Below are 16,782 nucleotides of genomic sequence, written 5' to 3'. Positions count from 1 at the left end.
GACGCTGCGCATTTCAGTTGTTGACGCGCGAGGTCAGTAGCGAGGACAGCGGCCGGAATGGCTGCAGCCATGCCCCCTGCTCGGGCAGCGAATCAAGGCCGATTCGCGGTAGCGGCTCCCGGAACACACCAGGTATGTCCTCCAGGTCGACGAACTCCAAGGTATCCGACGCTAGCGCCCAGCTGGCATGTTCGCGAAATCCGAGCACCGCCACCGGTATGCCGTCTCGGGCGATCTCCTCCAACGGTTGTTTGAACGCCTGCCCGTCGGCGGACGCCACCAGAACACCGGCCAGTCCCTCGCTGCGGCGCAACGCGATGTGGCTCAGCATGTCGGTGTCGACGTCACTGTCCTCGTCGATCTTCGGTTTGGCGAAGACCGCGAAACCAACGTTACGCAACGCTTCCACCCACGGTCGCACGACGTCGGCGCTGCCTGGGGCGATGTTGGTGAACACGGTGGCTTCCGGTTCCAGCGAGACAGCTCGGGCGGTGCCCTCGAGCTGGGCGGCCAGCTCGGCCGTGCGGGCCAGCAGCCAGCGCCCGAGCGCGTCGAAGCGGGGCCGGTGCGCGGCCGTCGGCCTCCCACCGAGGATCGACCCGAGACCCATGTCCAGGTTGGGGGCGTCCCAGACCAGCAGCACCCGCAACGTGGCCTCCGCCGGCGGCGATGCGTCGGGCGGCGGGTCCGCCCCGATCTGCCGTAGGTCTTCGGTGAGGCTCATGACCGCTTCTCCCAGAGCAGTTCGGCGACGGCGCTGCCGGCACGTTGCGCCTTGTTCTCGTACTTGGTGACCGGGCGTTCGACGGAGATCGGCAGGTCGTCGGTGTCGGTGACCCGGCGCAGCCGGGGTTCGGCGTCGCCCACCTCGGCGATGTGTTCGGCGTAACCGGCGTGGTCGGTGGCGACGTGCAGCACACCGCCGGGCCGTAGCCGGTCGGCGATCAGCGCGACGGTCGACGGCTGCAGCAGCCGACGCTTGTGGTGGCGCGCCTTGGGCCAGGGGTCGGGAAAGTAGACACGCACACCGGTCAGCGAATCCGGGCCGAACATATGGGCCAGCACGTCGACGCCGTCACCGCGCACCAGTCGGATGTTGGACACCCCGTCGCGGTCGATTCCCGACAGCAACTGTGCCAACCCGCGCCGGTAGACCTCCACGGCCACAATGTCCAGGTCGGGCTCGGCCTTGGCCATCGCCAACGTCGAAATCCCCGCACCGCAGCCGATCTCCACGACCACCGGCGCCCTGCGTTTGAACCACGCCTCGGTGTCCAGCCGCGGGGCGGGTCCGTCCGCGTCGCGCGCATGGGTGCCGATCTCCGGCCAGAGCCGGTCCCAGGTCGCCTGTTGAGCTGCCGAGAGCGTCGTGCGCCGGGTCCGGAAGCTGGTGACCCGGGGATAGCGATGCTGCCCGTCGGCGACGTCGGGCGCGGGAGCCGACCCGTCGGCGACGTCGGGCGCGGGAGCCGACCCGTCGGCGACGTCGGGCGCGGGAGCCGACCCGTCGGCGACGTCGGGCGCGGGAGCCGACCCGTCGGCGACGTCGGGCGCGGGAGCCGACCCGTCGGCGACATCGGGCAGATGCATCCGTCCATGGTCGCTCATGTGCGCTCCGGTACCCGCATCGTGGTACAGATTGATACCCAACAGTTGCCTTTTACTGGTATGTGGCGGGCTATCCCCAGCAACGACAACTGCCGCTCACCTCATGAGGGTGGCAGTGTCACCATCGTCAGTGGGGAAGGGGCGCTCGATGCGGCGCCTGCCGACCAGGATAGGGAAGGCCGCCAGATTTTCGTCGACGCGCTGACACAGCTGGCCACCGACAGCCGCAATCCGCGGCTGAGGTCGATCATCAGGCGGTTGACCGCGCCGCTGCGCGTCGCCGTGCGCGGTCGCCGCGGTGCCGGCTGCACGACGGTGCGCGCCGCGCTGACGGCCGCAGGCGTCCCCGTCACACCTGACGTGGCCGTCGCCGACGTCGACGTCGTGGTGATCGCCGAGGTGCTCAAGCCCGAGGACGCCACGCTGATCGGCGCGTCTGAGCGCCCGACCGTGGTGGTGCTCAACAAAGCCGACCTGGCCGGGTTCGGCGCGGGCGGACCGTTGGCGCCCGCGCATCGCCGCGCCGCGCGTTACCGCGCGCTGACCGGTGCGCCGACCGTGCCGATGGTCGGGCTGCTCGGCGCGGTCGTACTCGACGACGCGATGCTCACCGCACTGACGGCGCTGGTGGGTCAGCCCGCCGACCTGACGTCGACCGACGCGTTCGTGCAGTGCGCGCACCCGGTGCCGGTGCCGGTGCGACGACGCCTGCTCGACGCGCTGGACCGGTTCGGCATCGCGCATGCGGTGCTCGCGCTCGGCGACGGCACCGAACCCGCCGCGCTGCCCGCGCTGCTGCGCAGGCACAGCCTGCTCGACCGGGTCGTCGCGCACGTCGACGCCGCCGGCGCCCCGCTTCGGTACCAGCGCATCCGGTCGGCGATCACCGAATTGCGGGGGCTGGCCGCACAATCCGGCGACGATCGGTTGACCCGGTTCCTGGCGGGCGACGACGCGGTCGTCGGGGTGATGGCCGCCGCCGTCGACGTGGTGCAGGCCGCGGGTGTGCACGTCGACGCGGGCGACGATCCTGCCGCGCACCTGCGCCGCGCCGTGCAGTGGCGCCGGTACGGCAACGGCCCGGTCGGCGCACTGCACCGCGAGTGCGCCGCCGACATCACCAGGGGCTCGCTGCGGCTGCTCGGGCGGTCACGATGAGCGACCCGATCGCCTCCGCCGACGCCGTGGTTGTCTCGGCCGAACCCGACTTGAGCCCGCCCGCGGTGCGCCGCCGCGACGCGGTGCTGGTGACCGGGCCGTGGCTGGCGGGCGTCACCAGCGTGGTCGCGGCGCTGCAGGCGCGGATGCCCGAGCACACGTTCGTCGAGGCCGACGAGTTACGGCAGGCCGACGCGCCGACCGCCGTGGTGGTCGTGGTGTCGGCGGTGGCGCCGTTGACCGAATCCGACGGCGCGCTGATCGATCGGGCGAGCCGCCATACCGACCTGGTGGTGGGCGCGGTGGCCAAGATCGATGCGCACCGCAACTGGCGCGACGTGCTGGCCGCCGACCGCGCCGCGCTTGCCGACCGGGCACCGCGATACACCGACATGGCCTGGGTCGGGGTGGCCGCGGCGCCCGACCTGGGTGACCCCCGTCTCGACGCGTTGGTGGACGTACTGCGCGACCGGCTCGCCGATCCCGATCTGGAGCGACGAAACCGGTTGCGCGCGTGGGAGACCCGGCTGCAGGCCGAGATCGACCGCTACCGCGCCGACGGCGACGGCCTGGACCGCCAGGCCCGCGTGGAGGCGCTGCGCACCGGGCGTGAGGAAGTCGTGCGCGGTCGGCGGCTGGCGAAGTCCGAGCACACGATCGCGCTGCGCAGCCAACTGCAGCAGGCCCGTCTGCAGCTCACCTACTTCGCGCGCAACCGCTGCACGTCGGTGCGTGCCGAACTGGCCGAGGACGCGTCGCAGACGGGCCGGCGCCGGTTCGGCGACTTCGAGTCCTACGTGCGCAGGCGGGCCGGCGACGTCGTCGCCGAGGTCGACGAAGGGGTCACCGCCCACCTTCGCGACATGGCCTCCGGGCTGGGCCTGCCCGCGCCGCCGCTGCCCGCGCCGCCGTCGGTCCCCGACATCCCGGCGCCGGCGCTGAAGTCGCGACGGCTGGAGACGCAGCTGATGACGATCCTCGGCGCCGGTTTCGGGCTCGGCGTGGCGCTGATGGTGACCCGACTGTTCGCCGGGCTGGCGCCGGGGTTGACGGTCGCCGGCCTGTTGGTGGGCGGATTGGTGGGGCTGATGGTGACGGTGTGGGTGGTGGGGATCCGCGGGCTGTTGCAGGACCGCGCGGTGCTGGACCGCTGGGTCACCGACGTCACCGGCACGCTGCGCTCGGCGGTCGAGGAACGGGTCGGCAGCCGCGTGCTGGCCGCCGAAACCGCGCTCACGTCCGAGCTGAGCGCCCGCGAGCAAAGTGACAGCGCCTGCGCCGAGGACCGCATCGCCCAGATCAACGCCGAACTGCGCGAGCACGCGATGCAGACCGCGCGTGCGGCCGCACTGCGCGACCAGCGGTTGCCGTCGCTGCAGAGCGCGCTGGAGGCCGTGCGGGCCGAATTGAGGGAAAAGCGCGCCGACTGAATCGATAAACCGCCGAAAAGCCTTTTCTGAATCGTTCCTGTGAGTGAACGGACATAGTCCCGCATTACCACGGCTACGTCACGGACGATAACCTCGTATATAGGGACGACCGATTTCCCGGCCTTTCCTGTCGGGCCGGCGCACTCGGTGCCTGGGTCCTGGCAGAAACCGTACACAGGAGATTTTGATGACCGCAGCGACTATTCCGGGTCTGGATACCGCACCGACGAAGCACAAAGGGCTGCTCGCCTGGGTCCAGGAGGTCGCGGAGTTAACACAGCCCGATCGGGTGGTCTTCACCGACGGCTCCGACGAGGAGAACGCGCGGCTGTGCCAGCAACTCGAAGCGGCTGGCACCTTCACTCGCCTCAACGACGAAAAGAAGCCCAACTCCTACCTCGCGCTGTCTGATCCCTCGGATGTGGCGCGCGTGGAATCGCGCACCTTTATCTGTACCGAGCGGGAAATCGACGCCGGACCCACCAACAACTGGAAAGACCCCGCCGAGATGCGCGGGATCATGACCGAGCTGTACCGCGGCTGCATGCGGGGCCGCACCATGTATGTGGTGCCGTTCTGCATGGGCCCGCTGGGCGCCGATGATCCCAAGCTGGGTGTGGAGATCACCGACTCCGAATACGTCGTGGTGTCGATGCGCACGATGACCCGGATGGGCAAGGCCGCGCTGGACAAGATGGGCACCGACGGCTTCTTCGTCAAGGCGCTGCACTCGATCGGCGCGCCGCTGGTTGCGGCCGACGGCTCGCAAAAAGATGACGTGCCGTGGCCGTGCAACGACACCAAGTACATCAGCCACTTCCCGGAGACCCGTGAGATCTGGAGCTACGGCTCGGGTTACGGCGGCAACGCGCTGCTTGGCAAGAAGTGCTATGCGCTGCGCATCGCGTCGGCGATCGCCCACGACGAGGGCTGGCTCGCCGAGCACATGCTGATCCTCAAGCTGATCTCCCCGGAGAACAAGTCCTACTTCGTCGCCGCGGCGTTCCCGTCGGCGTGCGGCAAGACCAACCTCGCGATGCTGCAGCCCACCCTGCCGGGCTGGCGGGCCGAGACCGTCGGTGACGACATCGCCTGGATGCGGTTCGGCAAGGACGGCCGGCTCTACGCCGTCAACCCCGAGTTCGGCTTCTTCGGCGTCGCGCCCGGCACCAACTGGTCGTCGAACCCGAACGCGATGAAGACCATCGAGGCCGGCAACACCGTGTTCACCAACGTCGCGCTGACCGACGACAAGGACGTGTGGTGGGAAGGCCTCGAGGGCGACCCGCAGCACCTCATCGACTGGAAGGGCCGGGACTGGACGCCGGGCTCCGACGAGAAGGCCGCGCATCCGAACTCGCGCTACACCACCCCGATCTCGCAGTGCCCGACGCTGGCGCCCGAGTGGGACGACCCGCAGGGTGTGCCGATCTCGGCGATCCTGTTCGGCGGCCGGCGCAAGACCACGGTTCCGCTGGTCACCCAGGCCCGCGACTGGCAGCACGGGGTGTTCATCGGCGCCACGCTGGGTTCCGAGCAGACCGCGGCCGCCGAGGGCAAGGTCGGCACCGTGCGCCGCGACCCGATGGCGATGCTGCCGTTCCTCGGCTACAACGTCGGCGACTACTTCGCGCACTGGATCAACATCGGCAAGCAGTCCGACGAGTCCAAGATGCCGAAGATCTTCTTCGTCAACTGGTTCCGCCGCGGCGACGACGGCCGGTTCCTGTGGCCCGGGTTCGGTGAGAACAGCCGTGTGATGAAGTGGATCGTCGACCGCATCGAGCAGCGCGCCGGCGGCCGCACCACCCCGATCGGCATCGTGCCGACCGCCGAGGACCTGGACCTGTCCGGCCTCGACGTCGACCCCGCCGACGTCGACGCCGCGCTTGCGGTCAACGTCGAGGAGTGGCGCGATGAGCTTCCGCTGATCGAGGAGTGGTTCGAGTTCGTCGGCGAGAAGCTGCCGACAGGCATCAAGGACGAGTTCGACGCCCTCAAGCACCGCCTGACCGAAGGCGAGTAACCAACCCTCGCCGGCCCGGACCCTGGGGTCAGCCGCCGTCGAGGATGAACTCGGCGGCGCGCCCGGCCCAGGCCATCGTCGGGCCCATCAGGTTGCCCGAGATCATCGTGGGCTGGCTGGCGCAGTCCACGATGCGCAGCCCGTCGATCCCGCGCACCCGGCAGCGGTCGTCGACGACGTCGTCGTCGTCGGGTCCCATCGCACAGGTGGCGACCGCATGGCTGCCGGTGGCGCCGGTCGCGGTGATGCCTGCCAGGATCTCGTCGTCGGACTGCACGTCGGGCCCCGGGCGGCTCTCGGTCGCGACCTTCTCGGCGATGGGTGACTGCTCGAACCACTGCCGCATCCGGCGCAGCAACGCGATGCTGGTCTTGCGGTCGTAGTCGGTCGCGAGGTAGTTCGCGTCGACGGTCAACGGTGCGTCCGGGTCGGCCGAGGTGATCCACACGCTGCCCTCTGACGTCGAGCGCAGCACCTCACCCATGCACGACACCCCGCCGACGTCCTCGACGCCCGCGGGCGCGTCGGGACGTACCGAACCCACCGACATCATCCGCACCAGCACCTGCGCGTCCACCCGCGCCACCTCGGGTGTGGTCTTGAAGATCGCCATCACATCGCCGGTGGGCGTGGCCAGCGGCCCCTTGCGGTTGGCGAGGTACTTCAGCGCCGTCAGGCCCTTGGCCCTGGTGTTGCGCAGCAACCGGTTGTAGCCGATGTCCTCGGCCAGTCGATAGGTGTTGATGACGCAGAAGTGCTCGAGCATCCGGCGCCCGACGTTGGTCCGCTCGAGGTACACCGGAACGCCGGCGGCGTCGAGCACGTCGCGCGGCCCGATTCCGGAGAGCTGCAACAGCTTCGGTGATTCCAGCGCACCCAGCGCCATGATCAGCTCGCGGCGCGGCCGCAGCTGGCTGGTGTTGCCTTGGGTGCGGACCTCGACACCGGCCGCGCGGCCGTTTTCGAACACCAGCCGGAGCGCCTTGGTGTTGAGCGCCAGATGCAGGTTGGGCCGCTTGAGTGCGGGCCGCAGAAACGCCTTGGCGGCGGTGATGCGTCGTCCGCGCTGAATCGTGGCCATCGCCGGGCCGACGCGCTCGCCGTCGAACTCGTTGTAGTCGGCCACGCTGCGCAGCCCGAGCTTCACCCCGGCGTCGATCAGGTCGAACACCAACTGGTCGGGATCGCGCGGGGTGGTGACCGCGAGCTCGCCACCCGCGCCGCGCGTCGGCGACGCCCCGAACTGGTTGTCCTCGAAGGCCTTGTAGACGGGCAGGATGTCCTGCCAGCCCCAGCCGGAGTTGCCGCGGCGCACCAACTCGTCGTAGTCCTCGCGGTCGCCGCGGTTGTAGACCAGGCCGTTGATCGCGGTCGACCCGCCGAGGACTTTGCCGCGCGGCCAGATCTCGGTGCGGTTCTCGGGCCCGAACGGCTGCAGCCGGTAGCTCCACGAGTACGCGTCGTTGCCGAAAAGGGCGGCGCTGATCATCGGCACGTGGATGTAGGGGTTGCGGTCGCGGCCACCCGCTTCGACCAGCAACACCTCGTTGTTGGGGTCCGCGGACAGCCGATTCGCCAGCACGCAGCCCGCCGCGCCCGCTCCGAGGATGACGTAGTCGTACTCGGCCATGGGGGTGGCTGTCCTTTCGTCGTTTGCTGCGCGCGCCGGTCGACCGCCGTGTTCGCCAGCAAACAGGTTACGGGAGCTTGGCCGCCGCCGACCTCCGAGACCCTCTTGACACCCGTCAAGTTCGTTCGTCGTAAAGTCTCTACATGCAGATTCGCGAACATGCCGAGGCCACGCCCGACAAGCCCGCCGTCATCATGCATCCGAGCGGCACGGTGGTGACGTTCGGCGAGTTGGAGGCACGCGCCAACCGACTGGCCCACCATTTCCGCCAGGCCGGGTTGGTCGAAGGCGACACGGTCGCGGTGCTGATGGAGAACAACGAGCACCTGCACGCGGTGATGTGGGCGGCCCGGCGCAGCGGTCTGTACTACGCGGTGATCAACACACATCTCACCGCCGCCGAGGCGGCCTACATCGTCGACAACAGCGGCGCCAAGGCGATCGTCGGCTCACAGGCGTTGCGCACCCTCTGCGAGGAGTTGGCAGATCACCTGCCCGCCGGTCTGCCGGATCTGCTGATGATCGCCGACGACGATCTCGACGGCTGGCAGCGTTACCCCGAATGTGTGGCCCACCAACCCAGCACGCCGATCGATGACGAGATCGAAGGCGACCTTCTTCAGTACTCGTCGGGAACCACCGGTCGGCCCAAGGGAATCCGGCGTGAACTACCCCACGTGCACCCCTCCGAATCGGCCAACCTGCTGTCGGCGCTGCTGATGGCGATCCAAATGGACAGCGAATCGGTGTATTTGAGCCCGGCGCCGCTGTACCACACCGCGCCGTGTCTGTGGACGATGGCCGCCCAGGCGATGGGTGTGACCACGGTCGTGATGTCCAAGTTCGAGCCCGAGTCCGCACTGCAGGCCATCGAGAAATACCGGGTCACCAGCGGGCAGTTCGTGCCGGCGATGTTCGTTCGGATGCTCAAACTCCCTGAGTCGGTTCGCAATTCCTACGACGTGTCCAGCATCAAGCGGGTGGTGCACGCGGCCGCGCCGTGTCCGGTGGACATCAAGATGCAGATGATCGACTGGTGGGGCCCGGTCATCGACGAGTACTACTCGTCGTCTGAAGGTGCCGGCATCACGTTCATCACCGCCGAGGAGTGGCTCAAGCGGCCGGGTTCGGTCGGCAAACCGTTGCTGGGCGAGGCGCACGTGCTCGACGAGAACGGCGACGAGGTGCCGCGTGGGCAGGAAGGCCAGATCTACTTCGCCATGGCCGGCATGGAATTCGTCTACCACAAGGATCCGGAGAAGACGGCCGAGTCCCGGGACCGGCGCGGCTGGGTGACCGTCGGCGACGTCGGCTATCTCGACGAGGACGGCTACATGTTCCTCACCGACCGCCGCCACCACATGATCATCTCGGGCGGGGTGAACATCTATCCGCAGGAGGCCGAGAACCTCCTGGTCACCCATCCCAAGGTGATGGACGCCGCGGTGTTCGGCGTTCCCGACGACGAGATGGGACAACGGGTCCACGGCGTGGTGCAGACCGTCGACCCGGCCGACGCCACCCCGGAATTCGCCGAGGAGTTGCTCGAGTGGCTGCGCGAACGGTTGGCGCACTACAAGTGCCCGCGGGCCATCTCGTTTGAAACGCAGCTGCCGCGCACGGAGACCGGCAAGATGGTCAAGCGAGAGCTGGCCGAAAAGTACTCGTGACCGCCAAGAGCGCAGTCGAGCTCGCCGGGGGCATCCTCGTAGCCGTCGAAACACCCAGTGACGGAGCCACATTCACGTTGTCCGAGCACGACACCGAGGACCGTCGGGTCGTCACCGTGTCGTCGGTGCCCGACGCGCTCGGCGAGTTACGCGAGCGTTGCGCGCGGTGGCCGCAGGCCGCGGCCGTGTGTGACGACGTGCTTCGTGCCGTCGACCCCGCCGCACCGGCGTTCGGCGGCGTCATCACCGAGTCGCTGGCCTACTCGACGCTGCAGGCCGGCGGTGAGTTCGCGCGCTGGCTGGCCGAACGTGGACCCGCCGCGCCGGTGGACATCCCCGAGCCGGTGCAGGCCGACCGCGTCGAGGACACCCTGTACGTCCGGTTCAACCGACCGCAGCGGCACAACGCCTTTTCCACCGACGCCCGCGCCGCGCTGCTCGAGGCGCTCGAGGTCGCCCGGCTCGACCCGTCGGTGCGCGAGGTGGTGCTCTCCGGCAACGGCCGATCATTCTGCAGCGGAGGCGATCTCGCCGAGTTCGGCACCTTCGCCGACCCGGCCAGCGCGCATCTGGCCCGTACCCGCCACAGCCCTGCGCTGGCGCTGGCCGAGCTGACCGGGCGCCTCGGGCGTCGCTGCCGTGCGGAGGTGCACGGTCAGGTGCTGGGCAGCGGGCTGGAGATGGCGGCGTTCTGCGGCTGGGTGCAGGCCCGCGGCGACGCCGTCTTCGGGCTGCCCGAGCTGCGGCTCGGGCTGATCCCCGGGGCCGGCGGCACGGTGAGCATCACCGGACGCATCGGCCGGTGGCGCACCGCGTATCTGGTGCTCTCGGGTCAGACGATCGACCCGCCGACGGCGCTGCGGTGGGGTCTGATCGACGCCATCGAGTGATTTCGGTGTAGTTCGTCAACCCAGGCGTGACAAAGCGAAATCGCAGGGCTAGCCCGAGCGGCGCAGCGTGACGCGGTAGGTGTACTGCTCGGGCAGGAAGTGGCTCACCGACAACTCCACGGGTCTGCCGCGGGCATCGGAGTACAGCCGGTCCACCCGCAGCATCGGATGCCCGACCGCGCATCCCACCGCGTCGGCCACCGCGTCATCGGCGGCTGCCACCGTGATCCATTGCGCCGCTTCGGTGATGGGCTCGGCCAGATGCGGCTCGAGCAGCCCGATGACGGTCTGGGTGCCCACCGCTCCGTAGGCCAACTCGGGCGCCGACGACACCGCGGCCGCGACCGACGGCACCAGGTGCACGGTCGTCGACACGAACGGCACACCGGGATCGGCCCCCGGCTCGGCAGCATGCAACCGGCGAAACACCACCGAGAACACCACGTCGTCGTCGAGGCGCAACCGGCTGGCCGCGTCCACATCCACCCGCCTGCGCAGCCCGGACAGCACTTCCATGGTGGTGTCGTCGGACAGGCTCATCAGGTCCTCGACCGACCCGAGCTGGCGCAGGTAGCGGCGGTCCGGATCGCTGGCGTAGGTGCCGCGACCGGGCACCCGGTACACCACGCCTTCGGCCACCAGGTCCTGAAACGCCCGTCGCACTGTCTGCCTCGACAAGCCGTGCGCGACAACCAGTTCCGACTCGGTAGGCAGGCGGGTTCCGTCCCGGTAGCGGCCCGCGGCGATCTCGTCGCGCAGCTGTTCGCGCAGCGTCTGGTACGCGGGAAGCGCCTTCACCTATATCCCGCCCCTGGCGACGAGCTGCGCGGCGATCACGTTGCGCTGGATCTCGTTGGTGCCCTCGCCGACGATCATCAGCGGTGCATCGCGGAAGTACCGCTCGACGTCGAACTCGGTGGAATAGCCGTAACCGCCGTGGATCCGGACCGCGTTCAGCGCGATCTCCATGGCGACCTCGGAGGCGAACAGCTTGGCCATACCCGCCTCCATATCGCAGCGTTCCCCGCTGTCGTAGCGCTGCGCGGCGTACAGGGTGAGCTGGCGCGCGGCGGTCAGCTTGGTCGCCATGTCGGCCAGGTAGTTACCGACGGACTGGTGCTTCCAGATCGGCTGGCCGAAGCTCTCGCGCTCCTGTGCGTAGCGCAGCGCATCCTCCAGCGCCGCGGTCGCCACCCCGAGCGCGCGCGACGCCACCTGAATCCGGCCTGTCTCAAGGCCTTTCATCATCTGGGCGAAACCCTTACCCGGCTCTGCACCGAGAATCGCCGACGCGGGCACCCGGCAGTCCTCGAACGTCAGCTCGCACGACTCCACGCCCTTGTAGCCGAGCTTGGGCAGATCGCGCGAGACGATCAGGCCCGTCGTACCCGATTCGACCAGCACGACCGAGATGCCCTTGTGTTTCGGCGTGGCCGCGGGATCGGTCTTGCACAGCAGGGCGATCAAGCCCGACCGGCGCGCGTTGCTGATCCACGTCTTGGAGCCGTTGATCGTCAAACCCTCGCCGGGGGAGGGCAGCGCCGTGGTCTTCATGTTCTGCAGATCGCTGCCACCGCCGGGTTCGGTCAACGCCATCGTCGCCCGCAGCTCACCGGTGGCCATCGGCGGCAGATACCGCTGCTTTTGCTCCTCGGTGCCGAACAGGTCGAGCAGCTTGGCCACCACGGTGTGCCCACCCATGGCGCCGGCCAGGCTCATCCACCCGCGCGAGAGTTCCTGCGTCACCTCGACATAGCACGGCATCGACACCGGTGAACCGCCGTAGGACTCGGGGATCGCCAGCCCGTAGATGCCGATGCGTTTCATCTGCTCGATCCACGCCTCGGGATAGGCGTTGGCGTGCTCGACCTCGCGGACCTGGGGTTTGACGTCACGGTCGATGAATGTCCGCACAGTCTCGACCAGCATCGTTTCTTCGGCGTTCATGTACGGCCATATTGACACTTTGTGCGGCCTAATGCCAGCATGGGCAGGTGTGAGCGGCCCCTATTTTGACGACCTCCACGTCGGACAGGTATTCGACACCGCACCGTCGATGACGTTGACCCCCGGCGCGGCCGCTGTTCACCAGGCGATCATCGGCGACCGCCTGCGCCTGGCCCTGGACAGCGAGCTGACGCGCGCGGTCACCGGTGCGTCGCGTCCACTGGCGCATCCCGCCCTGGTGTGCGACGTGGCGATCGGCCAGACGACCCTGGTCACCCAGCGCGTGAAGGCCAACCTGTTCTACCGCGGCCTGACGTTTCACCGGTTTCCGGTTATCGGCGACACGCTGTTCACCCGCACCGAGGTGGTCGGGCTCAAACAGAACTCCGCCAAACCCGGCCGCGCCCGCACGGGGCTGGCGGCCCTGCGGATGACGACGGTGGACGACGTCGGGCGCCTCATCCTCGACTTCTACCGCTGCCCGATGCTGCCGCTGCGCGACGGGGCGCCCGACACCGGCCACGCCGACGACCTGTCGACCATCGGCACGCCCGAACCCGACCTGCCCGACCCGACGGCGGACTGGGACGCCGACGCATACCGGGCCAAAGTGCCCGGCGCCCACTTCGACGCCGGCCTCGCGGGCACCGTGCTGCACAGTTCGGCCGACCTGGTCAGCAGCGCACCCGAACTGGCCCGGCTGACGCTGAACATCGCTGCCACCCATCACGATTCCCGCGTGGCCGGCCAACGGCTGGTGTACGGCGGGCACACCATCGGCCTGGCACTCGCGCAGGCCAGCAGGCTGCTGCCCAACCTGGTGACGGTGCTCGGCTGGCAGTCGTGTGACCACACCGGACCGGTGCGCGAGGGCGACACCCTCTACAGCGAACTGCACGTCGACGGCGCCGAACCACTGCCCGACGGCCGGGGCGGGGTGCTGAAACTGCGGTCGCTGGTGTACGCGGTCGGTGAACCCGACCGGCAGGTGCTCGACTGGCGGTTCACCGCGCTGCAGTTCTGACGCTGACGGGACCCCTTGCCGAAGGCGCATCAGCCGCAACCACAATGGGGGCATGGCCTCCTTGGTCGTCCCGCACGCCGTGCTGGTTTCGGCACGGCGGGTCGCCGGGGCGTTCGGCCAGCTCACCGGCGTCGAGGTGGACGCCGACGAACTCCTCGCCGGCCGGGCCACGATGCTCGGGCTGTCGCCGAAGGGCCGCGTCTCCGCGGGCGGCGCCACCCACCTGATGCTCAGCCGCGACGGATGGTGCGCACTGACCCTGTCGCGTGCTGAGGACGTCGAGGCAGTTCCGGCGTTGCTGTCATGCGACACCGTCGGCGACGATCCGTGGCCGGCGGTGCACCGATGGGCGGCCGAGAACGACTCCGCCGACGTCACCGAACGCGCACGCCTGCTGGGTCTGCCCGCCGCGGCCCTCGGGGAGACGCCTGCCGGGCCGCCGCGGCGTTATCCGTTCGGCGCGGCCACCATCCCGCGTGACCCGGCCGGTCTGCTGGTGGCCGATCTGTCGTCGATGTGGGCCGGGCCGCTGTGCGGACAGTTGTTGGCCCGTGCCGGGGCCACCGTGGTCAAGGTCGAAAGCGCCGCCCGGCCCGACGGTGCGCGCTCGGGCCCGGCCGCGTTCTTCAACTGGATGAACGCCGGAAAGCTGTCCTACGCCGCCGATTTCGATGAACCCGCCGGGCTGAAGGCATTGTTGTCGGCCGCCGACATCGTGATCGAGTCGTCGCGTCCGGCCGCACTGGCCCGTCGCGGGCTCGGCCCCACCGACGTGGCGCCGCGCGACGGCCGGATCTGGCTGCGGATCACCGGACACGGCACCGACGGCGAGCGCGCGAACTGGGTCGCGTTCGGCGACGACGCCGCGGCGTCGGGGTGTCTGATCGGCGGATCCGTCGAAAGCCCGACGTTCTGCGGGGACGCCATCGCCGACCCGCTGACCGGGCTGCAGGCCGCGCTGACGGTGGCCGAATCGCTGCGCGACGGCGGCGGTGAGCTGATCGAGATGTCCATGTCCGCCGTCGCCGCCACCTACGCCGAACTGCCGTACCTCGGCGAAACCGATTGCGCGGCAATGCCACAGCTCGACGCGCCCGCGGCCGCCCTTGGCGCGGACAACGCGGCCGTCGAGCAGCTGCTGGGCCTGGCGTCGTGCTGATCGCGCGCGCCGCGCTGCTCGATGGAACAGCCGCCGACATCCGCGTCGCCGACCACATCGTGGCCATCGCCGATCGGCTGCCCCCCGAACCGGGCGAACCGGTGTACGACGCCGCGGGCGCGACCGTCATCCCGGGACTGCACGACCATCACGTTCATCTGCGGTCTGCGGCCGCGGCGCTGACGTCCGTCCGCGTCGGACCCGGTGAGGCGCCCAGCCGCGCGGATCTGGCCCGGGTGCTGGCCACGGCCGAGGTCGGTGAGGACGGGTGGATCAGGGCGGTCGGCTACCACGAGGCGGTCGCCGGGCCACTGGACCGTGCCGTGCTCGACGAGCTGTGCCCACCGGTGCCGGTCCGCATCCAACACCGCAGCGGGGTGCTGTGGACGTTGAACTCGGCGGGGTTGGCCCGCGTCGGGCTGCCTGACCACCCCGACGGCAGGTTACCCAGCTCGGATTCGTCGTGGTCGGAACGGCTGCAGCGCAACGAATCCGGGCTGGCGCAGGTCAGCCGTCGGCTGTGCGCCTACGGCGTCACGGGCGTCACCGACGCCACGCCCGATCTCGGCGTCGACGACGTGGTGAAGCTGATGGTCGCGCACCGCCGCGGCGAGGTACGCCAGCGGGTGCACTGTCTGGCGCCGGGCAAGCGAATCCTGCACGACACCGATCTCGACCTCGAGGAGCTCACCGCCTGGATCACCGCACGGCACGCCGCCGGAGTGGCGGTCGCCGTGCACTGCGTGACCGCGGCCCAGCTGGTCATCACACTGTCGGCGCTGCAGACGGCGGGCACGCATCCGCAAGACCGCATCGAGCACGCGGCGGTGGTGCCCGAGGACACCCTGGCGCAGCTCGCCGAATGCGGTGTCACGGTGGTCACCCAGCCGAACTTCGTCTTCGAGCGCGGCGAGCAGTACCTCACCGACGTGCCGGCCGCCGAACATCACGAGCTGTGGCGGCTCGCCAAGCTGCGGGATGCCGGCGTGCCGGTGGCGCTTTCCACCGACCTGCCGTACGGTGACGCCGACCCGTGGCTGGCGATACGCGCCGCGGTGCACCGCACGACGGTCAGCGGCACGGTGCTGGGCGCCGACGAACGCGTCACGGCGGGCGCGGCGTTGAGCATGTTCTTCGGCACGCCCGAGCGTCCCGAGGTCCGAAGGACCGTCGACGTCGGCCAACCGGCCGACCTGGTGGTGCTGTCGGCGCCGCCGGCCGACGTGTTGGGCGAACTCGACGCGGCCATGGTGGCCGCCACGCTGATCGCCGGCGAGGTGGTCTATGAACGCGGCTGAGGTCAGGCCGCCGCGGGGGCCAGCGCCTGTCGCAGCATCGCGCACTGGCTGTTGAAGAACGCTTGGGACACAGCGGCTTTGGGTGCGATCCCGTCGAAGCCGTGAAACGCGCCGTCGACGACCTCGACCTCGCACGGCACGCCTGCGGCCGTCAGCCGTTCGGCATAGGCCAGGTCCTCATCGTGAAAGAGGTCCAGTGTCCCGACGCCGATCCAGGCAGGCGGCAGCCCGCTGAGATCCTCGCGGCGCGCGGGCACCGCGACGTCGGGGTCGGCGTCACCGAGGTAGGCCGACCAACCGAACCTGTTGCTCGACTGGGTCCACAGCCGATGACCCGGATTGTCCAGCTCGCGGCGTTCGGAGCTGCGGTCGTCGAGCATCGGATACACGAGCAACTGCGCCGCCACCGGCACCTCGCCGCGGTCGCGGGCCAATAACGCCAACGCCGCAGCCAACCCGCCGCCCGCGCTGGCCCCACCGATCGCCACCCGCGCGGGATCCACCGACGGCAGAGCCGCCAGCCAGGTCAACGCCGAATAGCAGTCCTCCAGCGAGGCGGGATACGGATGCTCGGGCGCCAACCGGTAGTCGACCGACACGACCGTGACCCCGAGTTCGCGGGCGAAACGGCGGCACAACACATCGTCCTGGGCCGGATGGCCGATGACGTATCCGCCGCCGTGGATCCACAACAGCGCAGGCTCCGTACCCGACCCGCCGCCCGGCCGGAACAACCGCACCCCGACCCCCGACGGCAGGGTCAGCGCCTCGACGTCGCGCGGTACCCGCCGCCACAGCGCTCGCGTCGCCATCCGGACCATGGGCAACGTGACCGGCGTGATGACCTGCTTGGGCATGAACCGCGCGGCGCGGCGCAGGTCGGGATGGAAGTTCGGGTGGGCACGGCGGGACGCTCGGTTACGTGGCACCCGACCAGTAAAG

14 protein-coding genes are annotated in these 16,782 nt (G+C 69.6%); 8 read left to right on the top strand and 6 right to left on the bottom strand.

The genetic code is table 11. From position 1 onward, the window contains the following. Window positions 1–13: 13 nt before the first annotated feature. The gene (locus K3U96_RS25520) at window positions 14–724 is read right to left on the bottom strand and encodes an NYN domain-containing protein (RefSeq protein ID WP_069403821.1); all 711 of its coding nucleotides are present in this window, start codon (window positions 722–724) and stop codon (window positions 14–16) included. Next, the gene (gene trmB, locus K3U96_RS25515) at window positions 721–1,608 is read right to left on the bottom strand and encodes a tRNA (guanosine(46)-N7)-methyltransferase TrmB (protein ID WP_069403822.1); all 888 of its coding nucleotides are present in this window, start codon (window positions 1,606–1,608) and stop codon (window positions 721–723) included. Before trmB ends, K3U96_RS25520 begins: the two co-directional genes overlap by 4 nt. Window positions 1,609–1,668: 60 nt before the next feature. Here trmB and K3U96_RS25510 point away from each other — a divergent pair, with 60 nt between their 5' ends. The 3 genes from K3U96_RS25510 to K3U96_RS25500 all read left to right on the top strand — a co-directional run bounded on the left by K3U96_RS25510 (window position 1,669) and on the right by K3U96_RS25500 (window position 6,222). Beyond that, the gene (locus K3U96_RS25510) at window positions 1,669–2,766 is read left to right on the top strand and encodes a hypothetical protein (RefSeq protein WP_230982292.1); all 1,098 of its coding nucleotides are present in this window, start codon (window positions 1,669–1,671) and stop codon (window positions 2,764–2,766) included. Further along, window positions 2,763–4,196, top strand: coding sequence for a hypothetical protein (locus K3U96_RS25505; RefSeq protein WP_220691505.1), 1,434 nt, complete (start codon window positions 2,763–2,765; stop codon window positions 4,194–4,196). The genes K3U96_RS25510 and K3U96_RS25505 overlap by 4 nt, the downstream gene beginning before the upstream one ends. Window positions 4,197–4,383: 187 nt before the next feature. Further along, window positions 4,384–6,222, top strand: coding sequence for a phosphoenolpyruvate carboxykinase (GTP) (locus tag K3U96_RS25500; protein ID WP_069403824.1), 1,839 nt, complete (start codon window positions 4,384–4,386; stop codon window positions 6,220–6,222). A gap of 28 nt (window positions 6,223–6,250) precedes the next feature. On the opposite strand, the gene K3U96_RS25495 is transcribed toward K3U96_RS25500, so the two are convergent. Beyond that, window positions 6,251–7,852 (bottom strand): GMC family oxidoreductase, encoded by a 1,602-nt coding sequence (locus K3U96_RS25495; RefSeq protein WP_220691504.1) that lies wholly within the window; start codon window positions 7,850–7,852, stop codon window positions 6,251–6,253. A gap of 143 nt (window positions 7,853–7,995) precedes the next feature. On the opposite strand from K3U96_RS25495, the gene fadD4 reads away from it, so the two are divergent. Continuing rightward, a complete protein-coding gene (gene fadD4, locus K3U96_RS25490) occupies window positions 7,996–9,522 on the top strand; it encodes a fatty-acid--CoA ligase FadD4 (protein WP_220691503.1) in 1,527 nt (508 codons plus the stop codon). Further along, on the top strand, window positions 9,519–10,412 hold the full coding sequence (locus K3U96_RS25485; RefSeq protein ID WP_220691502.1) for an enoyl-CoA hydratase/isomerase family protein: 894 nt from the start codon (window positions 9,519–9,521) through the stop codon (window positions 10,410–10,412). Before fadD4 ends, K3U96_RS25485 begins: the two co-directional genes overlap by 4 nt. Window positions 10,413–10,460: 48 nt before the next feature. Here the strand turns inward: K3U96_RS25485 and K3U96_RS25480 are convergent, their stop codons facing one another. Both K3U96_RS25480 and K3U96_RS25475 read right to left on the bottom strand, forming a co-directional pair. After that, on the bottom strand, window positions 10,461–11,210 hold the full coding sequence (locus K3U96_RS25480) for a GntR family transcriptional regulator (protein ID WP_220691501.1): 750 nt from the start codon (window positions 11,208–11,210) through the stop codon (window positions 10,461–10,463). Next, window positions 11,211–12,359: an acyl-CoA dehydrogenase family protein gene (locus tag K3U96_RS25475; protein ID WP_220691500.1), complete on the bottom strand. Its 1,149-nt coding sequence runs from the start codon at window positions 12,357–12,359 to the stop codon at window positions 11,211–11,213. A 31-nt stretch (window positions 12,360–12,390) separates the two neighbouring features. Between K3U96_RS25475 and K3U96_RS25470 the strand changes: the two genes are divergently transcribed. The 3 genes from K3U96_RS25470 to K3U96_RS25460 are packed head-to-tail and all read left to right on the top strand — an operon-like array spanning window position 12,391 to window position 15,840. Continuing rightward, entirely contained in the window at window positions 12,391–13,383 is a 993-nt protein-coding gene (locus tag K3U96_RS25470; RefSeq protein WP_220691499.1) for a MaoC family dehydratase, read from the top strand. Between the two features lie 52 nt (window positions 13,384–13,435). Continuing rightward, window positions 13,436–14,542 carry a CoA transferase gene (locus tag K3U96_RS25465; protein WP_220691498.1) on the top strand — a complete coding sequence of 369 codons (1,107 nt, stop codon included), beginning with the start codon at window positions 13,436–13,438 and terminating at the stop codon, window positions 14,540–14,542. Continuing rightward, the gene (locus tag K3U96_RS25460) at window positions 14,536–15,840 is read left to right on the top strand and encodes an amidohydrolase family protein (protein ID WP_220691497.1); all 1,305 of its coding nucleotides are present in this window, start codon (window positions 14,536–14,538) and stop codon (window positions 15,838–15,840) included. Before K3U96_RS25465 ends, K3U96_RS25460 begins: the two co-directional genes overlap by 7 nt. 2 nt (window positions 15,841–15,842) lie before the next feature. Here the strand turns inward: K3U96_RS25460 and K3U96_RS25455 are convergent, their stop codons facing one another. Next, entirely contained in the window at window positions 15,843–16,697 is an 855-nt protein-coding gene (locus K3U96_RS25455) for an alpha/beta hydrolase (RefSeq protein ID WP_220693696.1), read from the bottom strand. Window positions 16,698–16,782: the final 85 nt, after the last annotated feature.

This window comes from Mycolicibacterium holsaticum DSM 44478 = JCM 12374, assembly GCF_019645835.1.
GTDB classification, from domain to species: Bacteria; Actinomycetota; Actinomycetes; order Mycobacteriales; family Mycobacteriaceae; genus Mycobacterium; species Mycobacterium holsaticum.
Note: the sequence above shows the minus strand (reverse complement) of the source record. Positions and strands in the feature narration are given on the sequence as shown.

Excerpts from the sequence above, each read along its gene's own strand:
- K3U96_RS25455 (WP_220693696.1), bottom strand. The coding sequence starts at position 16,697 with ATGCCCAAGCAGGTCATCACGCCGGTCACGTTGCCCATGGTCCGGATG.
- K3U96_RS25495 (WP_220691504.1), bottom strand. The coding sequence starts at position 7,852 with ATGGCCGAGTACGACTACGTCATCCTCGGAGCGGGCGCGGCGGGCTGC.
- fadD4 (WP_220691503.1), top strand. The coding sequence starts at position 7,996 with ATGCAGATTCGCGAACATGCCGAGGCCACGCCCGACAAGCCCGCCGTC.
- K3U96_RS25510 (WP_230982292.1), top strand. The coding sequence starts at position 1,669 with ATGTGGCGGGCTATCCCCAGCAACGACAACTGCCGCTCACCTCATGAG.
- K3U96_RS25465 (WP_220691498.1), top strand. The coding sequence starts at position 13,436 with ATGGCCTCCTTGGTCGTCCCGCACGCCGTGCTGGTTTCGGCACGGCGG.
- K3U96_RS25520 (WP_069403821.1), bottom strand. The coding sequence starts at position 724 with ATGAGCCTCACCGAAGACCTACGGCAGATCGGGGCGGACCCGCCGCCC.
- K3U96_RS25505 (WP_220691505.1), top strand. The coding sequence starts at position 2,763 with ATGAGCGACCCGATCGCCTCCGCCGACGCCGTGGTTGTCTCGGCCGAA.
- K3U96_RS25475 (WP_220691500.1), bottom strand. The coding sequence starts at position 12,359 with ATGAACGCCGAAGAAACGATGCTGGTCGAGACTGTGCGGACATTCATC.
- K3U96_RS25500 (WP_069403824.1), top strand. The coding sequence starts at position 4,384 with ATGACCGCAGCGACTATTCCGGGTCTGGATACCGCACCGACGAAGCAC.
- trmB (WP_069403822.1), bottom strand. The coding sequence starts at position 1,608 with ATGAGCGACCATGGACGGATGCATCTGCCCGATGTCGCCGACGGGTCG.
- K3U96_RS25470 (WP_220691499.1), top strand. The coding sequence starts at position 12,391 with ATGCCAGCATGGGCAGGTGTGAGCGGCCCCTATTTTGACGACCTCCAC.